This window comes from Streptomyces sp. NPDC053426 (assembly GCF_055585405.1).
Genome location: NZ_JBVJKE010000015.1, coordinates 67,792 through 83,767, shown reverse-complemented (window position 1 = coordinate 83,767; position 15,976 = coordinate 67,792). Strand labels below are relative to the sequence as shown.

General features: G+C 72.2%; 13 protein-coding genes. 6 read left to right on the top strand and 7 right to left on the bottom strand.

The annotated features are described in order from the left end of the window. Window positions 1-58 precede the first annotated feature (58 nt). The 4 genes from ACZ62B_RS27940 to ACZ62B_RS27925 all read left to right on the top strand — a co-directional run bounded on the left by ACZ62B_RS27940 (window position 59) and on the right by ACZ62B_RS27925 (window position 6,000). Window positions 59-1,489 carry a hypothetical protein gene (locus tag ACZ62B_RS27940; RefSeq protein ID WP_344564029.1) on the top strand — a complete coding sequence of 477 codons (1,431 nt, stop codon included), beginning with the start codon at window positions 59-61 and terminating at the stop codon, window positions 1,487-1,489. 352 nt (window positions 1,490-1,841) lie between these two features. After that, entirely contained in the window at window positions 1,842-3,293 is a 1,452-nt protein-coding gene (locus ACZ62B_RS27935; RefSeq protein WP_344564027.1) for an alkaline phosphatase PhoX, read from the top strand. 476 nt (window positions 3,294-3,769) lie between these two features. Then, on the top strand, window positions 3,770-5,353 hold the full coding sequence (locus tag ACZ62B_RS27930; RefSeq protein WP_344564025.1) for a vWA domain-containing protein: 1,584 nt from the start codon (window positions 3,770-3,772) through the stop codon (window positions 5,351-5,353). A gap of 80 nt (window positions 5,354-5,433) precedes the next feature. After that, a complete protein-coding gene (locus tag ACZ62B_RS27925) occupies window positions 5,434-6,000 on the top strand; it encodes a TetR/AcrR family transcriptional regulator (protein ID WP_344564023.1) in 567 nt (188 codons plus the stop codon). Window positions 6,001-6,030: 30 nt separating this feature from the next. Here the strand turns inward: ACZ62B_RS27925 and ACZ62B_RS27920 are convergent, their stop codons facing one another. The 7 genes from ACZ62B_RS27920 to ACZ62B_RS27890 form a co-directional block, all read right to left on the bottom strand. Next, window positions 6,031-7,218 carry a TerD family protein gene (locus ACZ62B_RS27920; protein WP_468888668.1) on the bottom strand — a complete coding sequence of 396 codons (1,188 nt, stop codon included), beginning with the start codon at window positions 7,216-7,218 and terminating at the stop codon, window positions 6,031-6,033. A gap of 242 nt (window positions 7,219-7,460) precedes the next feature. Continuing rightward, window positions 7,461-8,450: a zinc-dependent alcohol dehydrogenase family protein gene (locus ACZ62B_RS27915; RefSeq protein ID WP_344564019.1), complete on the bottom strand. Its 990-nt coding sequence runs from the start codon at window positions 8,448-8,450 to the stop codon at window positions 7,461-7,463. Then, complete coding sequence (locus tag ACZ62B_RS27910) at window positions 8,447-9,298, bottom strand: carbohydrate ABC transporter permease (protein ID WP_344564017.1); 852 nt, start codon at window positions 9,296-9,298, stop codon at window positions 8,447-8,449. Before ACZ62B_RS27910 ends, ACZ62B_RS27915 begins: the two co-directional genes overlap by 4 nt. Then, on the bottom strand, window positions 9,295-10,236 hold the full coding sequence (locus ACZ62B_RS27905) for a carbohydrate ABC transporter permease (RefSeq protein ID WP_344564015.1): 942 nt from the start codon (window positions 10,234-10,236) through the stop codon (window positions 9,295-9,297). Before ACZ62B_RS27905 ends, ACZ62B_RS27910 begins: the two co-directional genes overlap by 4 nt. Further along, window positions 10,233-11,606, bottom strand: coding sequence for an ABC transporter substrate-binding protein (locus ACZ62B_RS27900; protein ID WP_469692490.1), 1,374 nt, complete (start codon window positions 11,604-11,606; stop codon window positions 10,233-10,235). The genes ACZ62B_RS27905 and ACZ62B_RS27900 overlap by 4 nt, the downstream gene beginning before the upstream one ends. 103 nt (window positions 11,607-11,709) lie before the next feature. Further along, window positions 11,710-12,480 (bottom strand): DeoR/GlpR family DNA-binding transcription regulator, encoded by a 771-nt coding sequence (locus tag ACZ62B_RS27895; RefSeq protein ID WP_344564009.1) that lies wholly within the window; start codon window positions 12,478-12,480, stop codon window positions 11,710-11,712. Between the two features lie 277 nt (window positions 12,481-12,757). After that, window positions 12,758-13,567 (bottom strand): NAD-dependent epimerase/dehydratase family protein, encoded by an 810-nt coding sequence (locus tag ACZ62B_RS27890; RefSeq protein WP_344564007.1) that lies wholly within the window; start codon window positions 13,565-13,567, stop codon window positions 12,758-12,760. A 238-nt stretch (window positions 13,568-13,805) separates the two neighbouring features. Between ACZ62B_RS27890 and ACZ62B_RS27885 the strand changes: the two genes are divergently transcribed. Then, entirely contained in the window at window positions 13,806-14,765 is a 960-nt protein-coding gene (locus ACZ62B_RS27885; RefSeq protein ID WP_469692487.1) for a 5-dehydro-4-deoxyglucarate dehydratase, read from the top strand. After that, window positions 14,762-15,925, top strand: coding sequence for a hypothetical protein (locus ACZ62B_RS27880; protein ID WP_469692485.1), 1,164 nt, complete (start codon window positions 14,762-14,764; stop codon window positions 15,923-15,925). The genes ACZ62B_RS27885 and ACZ62B_RS27880 overlap by 4 nt, the downstream gene beginning before the upstream one ends. Window positions 15,926-15,976 lie beyond the last annotated feature (51 nt).

Sequence of the window (15,976 nt, the reverse complement as noted above, 5' to 3'; positions counted from 1 at the left end):
GGTGGAAATCCGTCTAGGCTGAGTGGCTGAGTCGTGAGAGGCCTAGGAGAAACAGCCGATGTCAGACAGCTCCATCCTGCCGCCTGCGCGGCTGCACCCCGAAGCGGAGCTGGCGCGCGACGCCCTGTCCACCCCGGTGCTCTCCCGCGCCGCCCGGCTCGCCCGCTGGGCCGGACCGGACACCAGGGTCGACGCCGGCGGTGGGCTCGTCGACGAGCAGTTGCCGGCGGCCGCCGCGGAGCTGGGGCTGACCGGGGAGGACGCCGCGGCCGACGCCAGTGAGGCCTGGCGCGTCGCCGTGGACTCCGGGCTCGTCGAGGTGGTCGACGAGGAGGAGGGGACCGTCGCCGCGGGGGACGAGCTGAGGGTGCTCACCGGGGGGTCGCCGCAGGACGTGCTCGGGGTGTGGCTCGCCGCCCTGGAGACGGTGATCGGTGACGCGAGCGTTCCGGACCTGGACGGGCTGGTCGACGCCGTCGCCGAGGGGGAGGGGCCCGGCGAGATCGATTTCGACGCGCTGGACTGGGACCCGGAGGCCGAGGCGGAGTTCCTGGACGGCGTGCTCGGGAACCTCTACCTGCTGACCGTGGGCGGGGAGGACGCCGACATGGTGCCGTTGCCCGCGCTGGCCGCGTCGGTGATCGTGCCCGATGACATGGCCGAACCCACCAACGACGTCCTGGAGCAGGTCTCCGACGCGATGATGCGGCTGGACGACCAGTTCCGGATGCTGGAGCCGGTCGGGCTCGTGGAGTACCGGCCGGTGGACGAGGCGCTGATGGCCGACGCCGACGAGGAGCCCGCCGCACCGGTCGACGACACCGACGTCGCCCGCTACGGCATGGTGCGGCTGACCCCGCTCGGTCTGTACGGACTGCGCGCCCGGCTGCTGGAGGCCGGGTTCGAGGCACCGGCCGTCGGTGACCTCGTGGACAAGGGCGCGGACGCGCTGCTCGACGGCACCGCCGTCTTCCCGCCGGCCGCCGCCCACGCGGAGACCGAGCAGTGGCTGGACCGGCGTGATCCGCTCCAGGCCGCACGCGAGTTGCTGGCGGCGGCACGCGGGGCGGACCAGGGCGCGCCGCTGCGGCGGCTGCGGTGCCAGCAGGCGCTGTCGCTGGTCGGCGTGGCGGCGGAGCCCGCGCTGCGGGAGGTGCTGGACGATCCCGAACTCGGCGGACTGGCCCGGGTGTGGCTGGCCGAGCACGGGGCGGCCGACGTGCCGCCGCCGTCCGAGGCCCTGATCTTCTGGCTGACCATCGACACGGTCGCCGCCCAGCTCGCCGCCGAGGGCAACTCCGAGGAACTGCGCTCCCTGGTGGAGGGGCTGGCGCGGCAGCACAGCGGCTTCTTCGACACGGCGTGGCGGGTGGAACACCCCGCCACCGCGGACGTGCTGGAGGCCATGGGGCGGCTGCACCCCGACAAGCGGATCGCGAAGGAAGCGCGGAAGGCGGCGTTCAAGGCGCGGTCGCAGCACGGGAGCTGAGGGCCCTCCCTCTCGCACTCGCGTGAGCCGAGGCCGGGCGGTGGGGTGTGCGCGGGGCCGTGCCGTGTGGGCGCGGAGGGGCCGCCCCGAGGGGCCGGCCTCCAGGGACGGGAGAGGACCGGCGGGGGGCGGGAGTCCCACGCACCGCGACAGCGGCGTGCGCCCGGTGCCGCGCGGGACGCCTGACGCGGAACGGGCCCGGTGGACGGTGCCGTGCGGGACGCGGGTGGTTGACGGAAGGGAGAACCACCGTGACCCCCGGTGTTCAACCGGCGTTCAGGCATGGGCGGGAGGGTGGCGGGCGCACGGCGTTCGCCACCCTCCACGGTCCAGCCACGTCACAGGAGACAGCATGTCGCTCACCCGCAGGGACTTCACCAGGACGTCCGCGATCGCCGGTGTCACACTGGCGGGCAGTGTGGCCGCCCTCGCCTCCGCGCCCAACGCCCTCGCGGCCGCCGACACCGAGAGCGCGGACGAAGGGGCCGGGGAAGCGGCCGGGCGGCACGTCGGGGTCGGGTACGGGCCGCTCGTCGCGGACCCGGCCGGACTCCTCGCCCTGCCCGCCGGGTTCACCTACCGCGTCCTCACCCACACCGGCAAGACCCGGCTGGAGTCGGGCGAGTTCACGCCCGCCGAGCACGACGGCACGGCCGCCTTCCCCGGTCCGCGCGGCAGCACCCTCCTGGTCAACAACCACGAGATGGACGGCCCGCGCGACGAGGCCGAGTTCCCGGTCCCGCTCACCGAGGGCCTGGTCTACGACCCGGCCGCGCCCGGCGGTTGCACGGTCGTCGAGGTGCGCCGGGACGGCAGCGTCGCCGAATGGGTCGGCATCGCCGGCACCGCCAACAACTGCGCGGGCGGCAGCACCCCCTGGGGCACCTGGCTCACCTGCGAGGAGAACTCCGACCGGGCCGGCGAGAACGGCATGACCAAGGACCACGGCTACGTCTTCGAGGTCGACCCCGCCGACCGGCGCGCCAACCGCGACCCCAAGCCGCTGAAGTTCTTCGGGCGTTACGACCACGAGGCCGTCGTCATCGACTCCAAGCGCGGCCACGCCTACCTCACCGAGGACGCCGACGAGCCCAACGGCCTGTTCTACCGCTGGACCCCGCCGGAGGGCTTCCGCTACGGCCCCGGCACCCTCCGCACCCTCGCCGACGACGCCGGCGTCCTCCAGGCGCCCAAGTGCTACGACTCCGGCGGCCGGTACGTCGACGACCTCTCCCGCGCCACGAGGACCGGCACGGTGTACGGCGTCGACTGGGTGGACGTGCCCGACCGCGACGCGCGGACCGTCGACGTGCGCGAGCAGTTCGGGGAGGGCGAGGTCACCCGCGCACGCAAGCTGGAGGGCATGTGGTGGGGCGACGGCGGGGCGTACATCGTCTCCTCGTACGCCCGCGAGGAGAGCCCCGTGCAGCACGACGGCCAGGTCTGGTTCTACGACCCCCGGCGCCGCACGCTGACCCTGAAGGTGCTGCTCGGCGTCAACCGGGACCCGTCGAAGGACGGCGCCTTCGACGGCCCGGACAACATCACCGTCTCGCCGTACGGCGGCCTGATCATCGCCGAGGACGGCGAGGGCGTGCAGCACCTGTTCGGCGCCACCGACAGCGGACGCACCTACCCCATCGCCCGCAACGAACTGAACATCGGCACCGAGGACGAGCCGGAGTTCAGCGAATTCACCGGAGTCACCTTCTCCCCCGACGGCAAGACCCTGTACGCCAACATCCAGGAACCCGGCATCATGCTCGCCATCACCGGCCCCTGGAAGCGGCAGAAGCGCCGGTGATTAATTCGCTCGCCCGGCCGAGGGTCGCCCTCCTAGAGTGATGCACGTCCAGGTGCGAAGGCAGGACCTACTTCCACTCATAATGGGGCGGTCACGGGTTCGAGTCCCGTCGCCGGCACAACGCGCCGGTGTAGCTCAGGGGTTAGAGCACCACGTCGGTTCCGCCGGCCTTGATCTCTGGACACCACAACTTCATGCACCTCCCGGTGCGCGGGCGACGGCTCCTTCGTTGTGATCGAATCCAGGCCGCCGCCGACTTGATCTCGGGAGGTGCGGCATTTGGTGGGTGCCCGGTGCGCAGGCAGCGGGTACTTCTCGGATCGGGTTCATGCGGGTTCGAATCCCGTCATCGACTTCGGGTCGGTGTGGCGCAATGGGATGACGCGCCCGACTTGTCCCGCGGCCGACTCGTTTCTCGGGCACCCTCCTTTGTCGCGCCTCCTTCCGACAGCGGAACGAATTCGGGGGAATTCACCATGGCGCGATTCAACACCCGGGCCGCCAAGGCGCAGCCGGCGTCGCGCGTGACGTCGACCGGCCGTGTGCTGCGTACGCACGAGGGCGGCCGAGGCCGCGAGCGGGAGCCGCGCTCCGAACTCTTCCTGCTCGCCGTCTCCAACTTCGTGACGCAGCAGACCTTCTACGAGACCGGCGACGACCGCGACGACCGGTTCGCGAAGCTCGTGCGCGAGCTCGCCGTGAGCGACCCGTCCTGGACGGCCGGACTGCTCGGCTGGCTGCGCGGCGAGGGCAACCTGCGGACCGCGTCGATCGTGGGCGCCGCCGAGTACGTCAAGGCCCGCCTGGACGCCGGCGCGACCGACGGCCCGTCGAACCGGCAGGTCGTGGACTCCGTACTGCGGCGCCCCGACGAGCCCGGCGAACTGCTCGCGTACTGGACCGCCCGGTACGGCCGCAACATCCCCAAGCCCGTCAAGCGCGGTGTCGCCGACGCCGTACGACGGCTCTACGGGGGCAAGGCCCTGCTGAAGTACGACACCGCCTCCAAGGGCTACCGCTTCGGCGACATCCTCAACCTGGTGCACGCGGCCCCCGACCCGGACAAGCCGTGGCAGGGCGAACTGTTCCGGTACGCCCTCGACCGCCGGCACAACCCGGACACCGCGGTGCCGCCCGCCTCGAACCACGTCCTCACCGCGCACCGCGAACTGATGGCGCTGCCCGTCGAGGAGCGGCGCGCGGTCGTCACGGCACCCGACGGGGCCGAGCGGCTCGCCGCCGCGGGCATCACCTGGGAGGCGCTGGCGGGCTGGCTCCAGGGGCCGATGGACAAGGCGGCCTGGGAGGCCGTGATCCCGTCCATGGGAACGATGGCCCTCGTGAGGAACCTGAGGAACTTCGACGAGGCCGGGGTCTCGGACGAGGCGGCGGCGCGGGTCGCCGCCCGGATCGCCGACCCGGCGGAGGTCGCGCGGTCGCGGCAGTTCCCCTTCCGGTACCTCGCCGCTTACCGGCACGCGCCGTCGCTGCGCTGGTCGTACCCGCTGGAGCAGGCGCTCGGCCACTCGCTGGCCAACGTGCCCGCGCTGCCCGGCCGCACCCTGGTGCTCGTCGACCGCTCCGGCTCGATGTTCTACTCGCGGATGTCGGACCGCTCCGAACTCACCCGCGCGGACGCGGCGGCGGTCTTCGGCACGGCGCTCGCGCTGCGGGCCCGGAAGGCGGACCTCGTCGAGTTCGGCTCGACGAGCAACCCGGTGCCGTTCCGCCGGGGCGAGTCGGTGCTGAAGATCCTCGGCCGGTTCGGCGACCTCGGCGGCACCGACACCACCGGGGCGGTGCGCCGGCACTACGGGCGGCACGACCGCGTGCTGATCGTCACCGACGAGCAGTACGCCTACAGCCACCACGGCGACCCGACCGAGCAGGTCCCGGCCGAGGTGCCGGTCTACACCTGGAACCTCGCCGGATACCGCGCGGGCCACGGCCCGTCGGGCACCGCGAACCGGCACACCTTCGGGGGTCTGTCCGACGCGGCCTTCCGGATGGTTCCGCTGCTGGAGGCCGGCCGGGACGCCGACTGGCCGTGGGCCGCGTGAGGGACCGCTCAGGACCGGGACCCTCCCCGTCCCCCGCTCGATAGGGTTGGGGGAGGGTTCCCGGCGGTGAGGAGTGGCTGATGGCGCAGGCCAGGTCCATGCGCGCGGACGCCCGCCGCAATCGTGAACTGCTGCTTGAGGCCGCGGTGGAGGCGTTCGCCGCGCACGGCGAGGGCGCCTCGCTCGACGACATCGCCAAGCGGGCGGGCGTCGGGTCCGGCACGCTCTACCGGCATTTCCCGACCCGTCAGGCACTGCTGGAGGCCGCGTACGTCGACCGCATCGAGTCGATCGCGGAGCGGGCCGGTGAACTGGCCGAGCGGCTGCCGCCGGGCGAGGCGCTGGTGGAGTGGCTGAACGAACTCGGCGCCGGGATGCTCCGGATCCGGGGGCTGCGGGCGCTGCTGGGTGCCGCCGTCGGGGACGGCGGCACGGAGTGCTGCGATCCGCTGAAGAGCGCGGTGTCCCGGCTGGTCGGGGCGGCACGGGAGGCGGGCGTGCTGCGGCGCGACGTCGAGCCCGTCGACGTGCTGCGGCTGGCCCACGGCGTGGCGACGGCCTCGGAGCTGGCGGGCGGGGAGGGCACGCAGATCCGCCGGTACCTGGAGCTGCTGATGACCGGGCTGCGGGCCCGGGGCGCCCCCTGAACGGGGGCGCCCGGCGGTTCGCGGGAGTGGCTACAGTGCCTGGGCGGCCGGCTTCACCATCCCCCGTACGGTGCGGGACTTCACGAAGTCGCCCATCGCGGTCATCTCCCACTCGCCGGAGAACTGGCGGATCAGCTTCGCCATCATCACGCCCGTCTGCGGTTCGGCGCCGGTGAGGTCGAAGCGGACCAGCTCCTCGCCCGTGGTGGCGTCCAGCAGGCGGCAGTACGCCTTGGCGACCTCGGTGAACTTCTGGCCGGAGAAGGAGTTGACCGTGAAGACCAGGCCGGTGACGTCCATGGGGAGCCGGCCGAGGTCGACGGTGATCACCTCGTCGTCCCCGCCGCCCTCGCCGGTGAGGTTGTCGCCGGAGTGGCGGATCGCGCCGTTCACGATCTGGAGCTTGCCGAAGTAGCAGCTGTCGATGTGGTTGCGCTGCGGGCCGTAGGCGATGACCGAGGCGTCGAGGTCGATGTCCTTGCCGCGGTAGGCCGGCTCCCAGCCGAGGCCCATCTTGACCTGGGACAGCAGCGGCTGGCCGCCCTTGATCAGGGAGACGGTCTGGTTCTTCTGGAGGCTGACCCGGCCCTTGTCGAGGTTGATCTTCCCGGTGCCGGGGGCGGGGGCGGGCGGGGCCGGGGGAGCGGCGGGTGCGGCGGGTGCGGCGGTCGGCATGGGGGGTGCCTGCGGGGCGGCCGCCGGCTGGGGCGGGGCGGCGGCGGCCGGTTCCTCGACCGTGACGCCGAAGTCGGTGGCGATGCCGGCCAGGCCGTTGGCGTAGCCCTGGCCGACGGCGCGGGCCTTCCAGGCGCCGTTGCGCAGGTAGATCTCGACGACCACCAGGGCCGTTTCGGTACCGAGGGCCGGGGGCGTGAAGGTGGCCAGGACCGCGTTGTCGTCCGCGTTGCGGAGGGTGGCGGTGGGCTCGATGCCCTGGAAGGTCTGGCCGGCGGCGTCGGGGCTGGCGGTGACGACGATCTTCTCGATGCCGGGGGGTACGGCCGTGGTGTCGACCGTGATGGCGTCGGGGGCGGTGCCGCCGCCGGAGCGGTAGGTCACGCCCGGGCCGGCGGGCTGGTTGTAGAAGATGAAGTCGTCGTCGGAGCGCACCTTGCCGTCGGCGGTGAGCAGGAGGCCCGATACGTCGAGGCGCACGGGGGCGGCGACGTCCACCGTCACGCGGGCGGTGGGGAGGGGGATGTTCGAGCCAGGGGTCATTGCGGTCATGCCGGGTGAACGAGCGGGGGCGTTTTACCGTTCCCTTACCTCGGCCCGATCGGCCCAGTGGATTTTCCCCGCCCCCGCCGCCCCTTCCCGTCCCGAACCTGGGGCTCCGCCCCAGACCCCGCTCCTCAAACGCCGGAGGGGCTGGAAGTCAGCCCCTCCGGCGTTTGAGGAGCGGGGGTCCGGGGGCAGCGCCCCCGGGATGGGACGGGTAAGGGCGGCGGGGGCGAAAACCCCTACGGCACCACCACGATCTTCCGCCCCACGCCCGCCGCGAACTGCTCCAGCGCCTGCGGGTACCGCTCCAGCGGAAGGCGGTCGCTGATGAAGACGTCCGGGTCCAGGACACCCCCGGCGAACAGCTCCGCCGCCCGCTCGTAGCTGTGCAGCACGGCCATGGACCCCGTGATCGTGATCTCCTGGTTGTAGATCCGGTACGGATCGATCGTCACCCGCGTCGCGTAGTCCGCCACCCCGAACTGCAGGAACGTACCCGCCTTCGCCACCCGCCCCAGCCCGTCCTGGATCGCCGCCGCGTTCCCCGTCGCGTCGATGACGAGATCCCACCCCTGGGGCCGGTCCAGCTCGTCCGGCGAGGCCGCCGACGCGGAGACACCCAGCCCCCGCGCCGTCTCCAGCCGCGCCGGATTCAGATCCACCATGTCCACACTCGCCGCACCGGTCCGCTTCGCCAGCTCCAGCATCATCAGGCCCATGGTCCCCGACCCGTAGATCAGGACGTGGGCGCCGAGACGGGACTGGAGCACGTCGTAGCCGCGCACCGCGCACGACAGCGGTTCGATCAGCGCCGCGTCCTGGGTCCGTACGTGCTCCGGCAGCTTCACGCAGTTCGCCACCGGCGCCACCGCGTACTGGGCAGCGCCGCCCGCCGTGGTGACGCCGATCGCCGCCCAGCGCTCGCAGAGGTTGTTGTGGCCGGTACGGCAGTAGCGGCACTCGTAGCAGTACAGGGAGGGGTCCACCGCGACCCGGTCGCCGAGGGACACCTCCGTGACCTGGGCGCCGACGCCGACCACCTCGCCGGCGAACTCGTGCCCCGGCACGATCGGCAGCTTCGGCGCGAACTCGCCCTGGAGGATGTGCAGGTCCGTGCCGCACAGCCCGCACGCGGCGACCTCGACGACGACGTCGCGCGGCCCTGGCGTCGGGTCCGGGACCTCGGCGACGACGGCCTTGCCCACGGACTCGATGACGGCGGCCTTCATTTCACGGCTCCCAACGACAGGCCCTGGACGAGTTTGTCCTGGGCGGCGAACCCCGCGGCGAGCACCGGCAGGGAGATGACGAGCGACGCGGCGCACACCTTGGCCAGGAACAGGCCCTGGCTGGTGATGAAGCCGGTCAGGAAGACGGGGGCGGTCTCGGCGACCACGCCCGTCAGGACCCGGGCGAAGAGCAGTTCGTTCCAGCTGAAGATGAAGCAGATGAGGGAGGTCGCGGCGATGCCGGGGAGGGCGATCGGGGCGACCACCCGTACCAGGACCGTGGGCAGCTTCGCGCCGTCCACCCGGGCCGCCTCGATGATCGCGACCGGGACCTCGGCCAGGAAGGACTGCATCATCCACACCGCGATCGGCAGGTTCATGGAGGTGTAGAGGATGACCAGCAGCCAGATGTTGTCGAGCATCCCGGCGTTCTTGGCGAACAGGTAGACCGGCAGCAGGCCGGCCACCACGGGGAGCATCTTGGTGGAGAGGAAGAAGAACAGGACGTCCGTCCACTTCCTCACCGGGCGGATGGACAGGGCGTACGCGGCGGGCAGCGCCAGGACCAGGACGAACAGGGTCGACACGATCGACGCCACCGCCGAGTTGATCAGCGCGGGCCAGGGGCTGGCGCCGCCGCCCGCGCCGAAGAACTCGCGGTAGCCGTCGAGGGTGAGGGCGGCGGTGAAGGACGGCGGGTTGGTGGCCGCGTCCGTCTCGGAGTGGAAGGACGTCAGCGCCATCCAGGCGATGGGCAGGAAGAACACGATGCCGGCCAGCCAGGCGACCAGGCCGAGACCCGCTCCGCCGCGGAACCGGCCGCGGGTGCGTACGGCGATGCTGCTCATGCGCGGGACACCTCCTCGCGGAACAGGGACGACACCACGCGCAGGGCGAAGGTCGCGATGATGATGGAGCCGATGACGACCAGGACGCCGGCGGCCGAGGCGAGGCCGTTCTCGTGGGCCTGGTAGAAGGTCTGGTAGACGGTGTAGGGCAGGTTGGCGGTGCCGAGGCCGCCGGAGGTGATGGTGAAGACCGCGTCGAAGTTCTGCACGATGTAGATCGAGCCGAGCAGGGCGCCCAGTTCGAGGTAGCGGCGCAGGTGGGGCAGGGTGAGGTGGACGAAGATCTGCCAGTCGCTCGCGCCGTCGACGCGGGCGGCCTCGATCTGCTGCTGGTCCCGGCTCTGCAGTCCGGCGAGCAGGATCAGCATCATGAACGGGGTCCACTGCCACACCAGTGAGGCCTCCACCGCCAGCAGCGGGGTGTTCGAGATCCAGTCCGGCTGCGGGCCGCCGACGTAGTGCAGCAGGCCGTTGAGGAGGCCGTACTCGGGGTTGTAGAGGACGTGTTTCCACAGCAGGGCCGCCGCCACCGGGACCACCAGGAACGGGGCGATGAGCAGGGTGCGCACGATGCCCCGGCCGCGGAACCTCCGGTCCAGCAGGAGGGCGAGGAGCAGCCCGAGGACCAGGCTGGCCAGGACGACCGCCACGGTCAGCAGGATCGTCGTCCAGACGGACTTGCGCAGGGCCGCGTCGGTGAGGACCTCCTGGTAGTTCTCGAAGCCGGCGAAGCTGCGGGCGTCGGGGTAGAGGGAGTTCCAGTCGAAGAAGGAGATCACCAGGGTCGCCACGAAGGGCAGCTGGGTGACCACGATCATGAAGATCAGGGCGGGCAGCAGCGGGGCGCGGGTGGCCCACGCGCGGAGCCGGGCGGAGGGCCGGCGAGGGGCGGAGCGTGTCTCCGGTGCGGCCACGGGGGCCGTTGTCGTGGCGGTCATCGTCCCTCGTACTCCTCGGAGATCTCTTCTGCGAGCTGCTGGGACTTCCTCAGGGCCGACTCGACGGACTGGCGTCCGGCGATGGCCGCGCTGATCTCCTGGGAGACCTTGGTGCCGAGATCGGTGAACTCGGGGATGCCGACGAACTGGATGCCGGGCGCCGGGCGGGGCTGGACGCCGGGGTCGTCGGGCCGGGCCCGCGCGATGGCCTCCTTGGTCATCTCCTGGAAGGCGGCGGCCTCCGCGCGGTAGTCGGGGTTGTCGTAGGTGGAGGCGCGCTTGCCGGCCGGGATGTTGGACCAGCCGATCTCGTCGCCGACGAGCTGCTCGTACTCCTTGCTGGAGGCCCAGGAGACGAACTTCCAGGCGTTGTCGGGGTTGCGGGAGGCGTCCTGGATGCCCCAGGCCCAGGTGTAGAGCCAGCCGGAGGACTCGGTCTTCTCGACGGGGGCGGGGGCGTAGCCGACCTTGCCCCTGACGGGGGAGCCGTCGGCCTCCAGGGAGCCGGCCGCGGAGGTGGCGTCGTACCACATGGCGACCTTGCCCTGGGTCATGTTGTTGAGGCATTCGGCGAAGCCGGCCTGCGGGGCGCCGGACTCGCCGTGCTCGCGGACCAGGTCGACGTAGAACTTCGTCGCCTTCCGCCACTCGGGGGAGTCGAGCCTCGCGTTCCAGTCCTCGTCGAACCAGGTGCCGCCGAAGGTGTTCACCACGGTGGTCAGCGGGGCCATGATCTCGCCCCAGCCGGGCAGTCCGCGCAGACAGATGCCCTTCATGCCCGGTTCGGCCCCGTCGAGTTCGGCGGCGAGGTCGGCGACCTGCTGCCAGGTGGGGTCGGCGGGCATCTCCAGGCCCTCCCTGTCGAAGACGTCCTTGCGGTACATCAGGAAGGACGACTCGCCGTAGAAGGGCTGGCCGTAGAGCTTGCCGTCGTCGCCGGTGAGGGACCGGCGCATCGGTTCGAGGACGTCCTGCTGGTCGTAGCCGGGGTCCTCGGCGACGTAGGAGTCCATCTCCTTCAGCCAGCCGTTGCGGGCGTAGATGGGGATCTCGTAGTTGGACAGGGTGGCCACGTCGTACTGGCCGGCCTGGTTGGCGAAGTCCTGGCTGATCTTGTCGCGGACGTCGTTCTCCGGCAGCACGGTGAAGTTGACCTCGATGCCGGTGTCCTCGGTGAAGTGGTCGGCGGTCAGCTTCTGCAACTCGACCATCTGCGGGTTGTTGACCATCAGGACGTTGATGGAGTCACCGCCGGATCCGGTCCCGCCCGCTCCGACCCAGCAGCCGGAGAGCAGCGGGGCGAGCAGCGTCCCTGCGGCGACCGCGGCGAGTGCGGCTCGCGGCGGCCTCCGTCGGCTCTGGGTTTGCATGGATCACTCCTCGACAAAGCGGGTTGTATGGGGAGACGGCGGGCGTCGCCCGGCATGGCTCGGCCCGGAGGGGACGTGCGACGGTGTGCTGATCCGGTCTTCCTCAGACCCGGATGACCTGCGGCCCCAGCAGGGAGTAGCGATGGGCCTCGGCCGCCGGGAGCAGGGTGCTCGTGACGATCGCCTCCAGCGCGCCGACCTCGGCGAACCGGCAGAAGCTGACCGCCCCGAACTTGGTGTGGACGCCCGCGAACACCACCCGGCGGGAGGCCCGCACCGCCTGCGCCTTGACCTCGCTCACCGCCGGGTCGGGCGTGGTCAGTCCGTGTTCGCGGGAGATCCCGTTGGCGCCGATGAACGCCAGGTCGATGACGAAACCGGAGAGCATCCTCGTCGTCCAGTGGTCGACGGTGGCGAGGGTGCCGGGGCGGACCCGGCCGCCGAGCAGCAGGACGGACGCGGTGCCGGTCTCCGCGAGCGCGCCCGCGACCGGCAGGGAGGCGGTGACCACGGTGAGGGGCCGGTCGGTGGGCAGGGCCTCGGCGATGAGCTGCGGGGTGAAGCCCTCGTCGACGAAGACCGTCTCGGCGTCCCCGATCAGCTCGGCCGCGGCGGCCGCGACCCTGCGCTTCTCGGGGACGTGGCTGGTGGCGCGGAAGGCGAGCGTCGTCTCGAAGCCGGCGCTCTCCACGGGATAGGCGCCGCCGTGGGTGCGGCGCACCAGACCGTGGTCCTCCAGGGCGCGCAGATCCCGTCGGACGGTCTCCTTGGCCACGCCCAGTTCGGCGGCGAGCGCGCTGACGTCGACCGCGCCGGTGGTGCGCGCCACCCGTACGATCTCCCGCTGGCGCTCTTCGGCCGTCCTGTGGCTCATGGCCGGACACCCGCTTCCTGATCTCGCTGCCCGTTCGGGCCCGGTGGGGCCCATGCAGGAAGTTGTACAGCGGGCTTTCGTCGCTGACCAGGTCTGTTGCGGGCCCGTTCCTGCCCGGTTGTGCCCGTTCGGCTCGCGCCGCGCCCGGCCAGGACCTGGGAGGGCGTGGGGGAACGGGTGGGAGCGGGCAGCGCGGATGCCCGCATGCGGCGGCGGGCGGGCCCGTTCGGTGCCCGCCCGCCGTGGGACGCGTCGATTTCCCGCCGGAGCGCTGTCGTCAGTACGGCCAGATGGGCGGGTCGGTGAGGAAGTGGCCGCCCAGGGCGGCGTGCGCCGGGTTGTCCGGGTCCAGCTCGCCCTGTTCGGCGATCAGCTTCTCGGCGTACGGCTCGGAGTCGTCCCGCGGTTCGTAGCCGAGCGCCCGCGCGGAGGTGAGGTCCCACCACAGGCGGGTGTTGGCGGAGGAGCCGTGGACGACGGTGTGGCCGACGTTCTCGGCGGTCAGGGCCGCGTGGAAGAGGCGGGCGCCGTCGGCGGGGCTCATCCACACCGAGAGCATGCGCACGCTGGTCGGCTCGGGGAAGCAGGAGCCGATGCGCACGGAGACGGTCTCGATGCCGTGCTTGTCCCAGTAGAGCTGGGCGAGGTCCTCGCCGAAGCACTTGGACAGGCCGTAGAAGGTGTCGGGGCGGCGCGGGGTGTCGACGGGGATGAGGGGATCGTCGCCCCGCGGGCGCGGGGTGTAGCCGACGGCGTGGTTGGAGGAGGCGAAGACGACGCGCCCGACGCCTTCCTCACGGGCGGCCTCGTACAGGTTGTACGTGCCCTCGATGTTGGCCTTCAGGATCTTCTCGAACGAGGCTTCCAGGGAGATGCCGGCGAGGTGGACGATCGCGTCGACGCCGCGGACCGCCTCGCGCACGGCGTCCTTGTCGGCGAGGTCCGCGACGATCGCGTCCGGTTCGCCGTCGATCGGGCGCAGGTCGAGCAGGCGCAGGTCGTAGCCGTGGTCCGGGAGCAGGCCCCGCATCAGCGTGCCGAGGCCACCGGCGGCGCCGGTGAGCAGAACGGTGCGGGGAGCGGGCATCCTCGGGTCTCCTTGCATCGCCGGCCGTGTCGCCCGTACCCATGAATCCATACATATGGGCGCACGGCATTCATATTCGTGGACACGCTAAGGAGGTGGGGCGCGGCGCGTCAAGTATTCCGCGACTTCCTGTGGAACGGAAGAATCCGCTGGTGTGTGGCGGGGTGCGGTGCTTGACCGGGGTCCTCGGGGCGTCTTAGCGTGAACATGTTCAGGAATATGGACGTGAATCAGGAATATGGACCAGGGAGAGCTTGTGACGCCAGCCCCTCTCGCCGCCCGACTCGGTGTCCCCAGCGGGCCGCTGTTCTTCCCGGTCACCGCCTACGGACCCGACGGCTCCGTCGACCTCGACGCCTACCGCCTCCATGTGCGGCGCGGGGTGGAGGCCGGGGCCGCCGCCGTGTTCGCCTGCTGCGGTACCGGTGAGTTCCACGCGCTGACGCCGGAGGAGTTCGAGCTGTGCGTGACGGCCGCCGTGGAGGCCGCCGAGGGACGCGTCCCGGTCGTCGCGGGCACCGGCTACGGCACCGCGCTCGCGGTCCGCTACGCCCGCCTCGCCGAGCGCGCCGGGGCCGACGGGCTGCTCGCGATGCCGCCGTACCTGGTGCGGGCCGCGCAGGAGGGACTGCTGCGGCACTACCGGCAGGTGGCCGCCGCCACCTCCCTGCCGGTCATCGTCTACCAGCGCGACAACGCCGTCCTCACCCCCGAGAGCGTCGTCGAACTGGCCCGCACGGAAGGGATCGCAGGCTTCAAGGACGGCCTCGGCGACCTCGGCCTGATGCAGCGGATCGTCAGCGCCGTACGCGCCGAAGGCCCCGCCGACTTCCTGTACTTCAACGGGCTGCCGACCGCCGAACTGACCCAGCCCGCCTACGGCGGCATCGGCATCACCCTCTACTCGTCCGCGGCGTTCTGCTTCGTGCCCGAGATCGCCCTCGCCTGCCACACCGCCTTCCGCACCGGCGACACGGCCACCGGGCACCGCCTGATCGACGGCTTCTACCGGCCGTTCGTCGAACTGCGCGACCGGGGCAGCGGCTACGCCGTCTCCCTCGTGAAGGCCGGCGTACGCCTGCGCGGCCTGGACGTGGGGGAGGTCCGGCCGCCGCTGCACGAACCGGCCGGGGACCATGTCAAGCAACTCGCTCGGCTCATCGAGCGGGGACACGCACTGCTGGAGGAGAACCAGTGAAGACGTCGGCGTTCGTCTACCCCTGGGACGTCAACGGGGACCCGGAGGCACCCGCGCGGATCGCCGCGCTCGGCACGGCACAGGTGACACTGGCCTCCGCCTACCACTCCACCCGCGCGCTGACCCCGCGCCACCCGCGCCACCGCGTCGTCACCGCGGAACACGCGGCCGTGCTGTACCCGGCGGGGGAGCACTGGGCGGACCGCACCCCGCGCCCGTACCCGGCCGGCGACTGGGCGCCCGGAGACGCCTTCGGCGAGGCCGCCGCCGCGCTTGCGGACGCGGGCCTGGAGGTGCACACCTGGGTGGTGCTCGCGCACAACTCCCGCCTCGGCGCGGAACATCCGGACACCTCGGTGGTCAACGCCTACGGCGACCGCTACCCCTGGGCGCCGTGCGTCGCCCAGCCCGCCACCCGCGCGTACCTGACCGACCTCGCCGCCGAGGCGGCGGTACGCCCCGGAGCGCGCGGCACCGAGCTGGAGTCCCTCGGCTGGTACGGGCTGGCCCATCTGCACGCCCACGACAAGATCGCCGGGGTCGGCCTCGGGGACGCCGGGCAGTACCTGATGTCCCTGTGCTTCTGCCCGTCCTGCCGCGAGGGCTACGGGGCCCAGGGACTGGACGCCGACGCGCTCGCCGCCGCCGTACGCGCCGCACTGGAACCGGTGTGGCGGGGGGCGCCCTCCGACGGGGGCTGGGCGGGCGTCGAGAAGCTCCTCGGCGGGACACCGGCGAACGCCACGCGCGCGTGGCGCGACGAGACGGCCCGCACGCTCCAGGAGGCCGCGGTCACCGCCGTACGGCAGGCCGCTCCCGAGGATTTCCAGGTCCTCCTGCACGCGGACCCGGTCTCCTACCACTGCGGCGCCAACGCCGGCGTCGACCCGGCCCACGTCCTCTCCGTCGCCGACGGAGTGGTCGTGCCCTGCACGGGGGGCGCCGGTCTGCTGACGCCGTTCGCGGAGGAGGCCCGCGCGGACACCGTCCTGGCCGCCAACTTCACCGTGGTCTCCGGGATGGGCGGCAGCCCCGGCACCCTCGCGGCCGACGCCGCCGAAGCCCGCCGGCTGGGTGCGACGGAGCTGCGCCTGTATCACGCGGGGCTGGCGTCGGACGGGGATCTGGAGGCGGTGCGGGCGGCGCTGGCCGGGCTCTGAGCCGGTGCCGGCGTGGGTGTGGACCGGGGGGTGTTCGCGCGCAGCCCGGCG

Bases quoted from the DNA above. Each gene is read 5' to 3' on its own strand.
- ACZ62B_RS27910 (WP_344564017.1), bottom strand. From the start codon at position 9,298: ATGAGCAGCATCGCCGTACGCACCCGCGGCCGGTTCCGCGGCGGAGCG.
- ACZ62B_RS27895 (WP_344564009.1), bottom strand. From the start codon at position 12,480: ATGAGCCACAGGACGGCCGAAGAGCGCCAGCGGGAGATCGTACGGGTG.
- ACZ62B_RS27940 (WP_344564029.1), top strand. From the start codon at position 59: ATGTCAGACAGCTCCATCCTGCCGCCTGCGCGGCTGCACCCCGAAGCG.
- ACZ62B_RS27890 (WP_344564007.1), bottom strand. From the start codon at position 13,567: ATGCCCGCTCCCCGCACCGTTCTGCTCACCGGCGCCGCCGGTGGCCTC.
- ACZ62B_RS27935 (WP_344564027.1), top strand. From the start codon at position 1,842: ATGTCGCTCACCCGCAGGGACTTCACCAGGACGTCCGCGATCGCCGGT.
- ACZ62B_RS27905 (WP_344564015.1), bottom strand. From the start codon at position 10,236: ATGACCGCCACGACAACGGCCCCCGTGGCCGCACCGGAGACACGCTCC.
- ACZ62B_RS27885 (WP_469692487.1), top strand. From the start codon at position 13,806: ATGGACCAGGGAGAGCTTGTGACGCCAGCCCCTCTCGCCGCCCGACTC.
- ACZ62B_RS27900 (WP_469692490.1), bottom strand. From the start codon at position 11,606: ATGCAAACCCAGAGCCGACGGAGGCCGCCGCGAGCCGCACTCGCCGCG.
- ACZ62B_RS27930 (WP_344564025.1), top strand. From the start codon at position 3,770: ATGGCGCGATTCAACACCCGGGCCGCCAAGGCGCAGCCGGCGTCGCGC.
- ACZ62B_RS27920 (WP_468888668.1), bottom strand. From the start codon at position 7,218: ATGACCCCTGGCTCGAACATCCCCCTCCCCACCGCCCGCGTGACGGTG.
- ACZ62B_RS27915 (WP_344564019.1), bottom strand. From the start codon at position 8,450: ATGAAGGCCGCCGTCATCGAGTCCGTGGGCAAGGCCGTCGTCGCCGAG.
- ACZ62B_RS27925 (WP_344564023.1), top strand. From the start codon at position 5,434: ATGGCGCAGGCCAGGTCCATGCGCGCGGACGCCCGCCGCAATCGTGAA.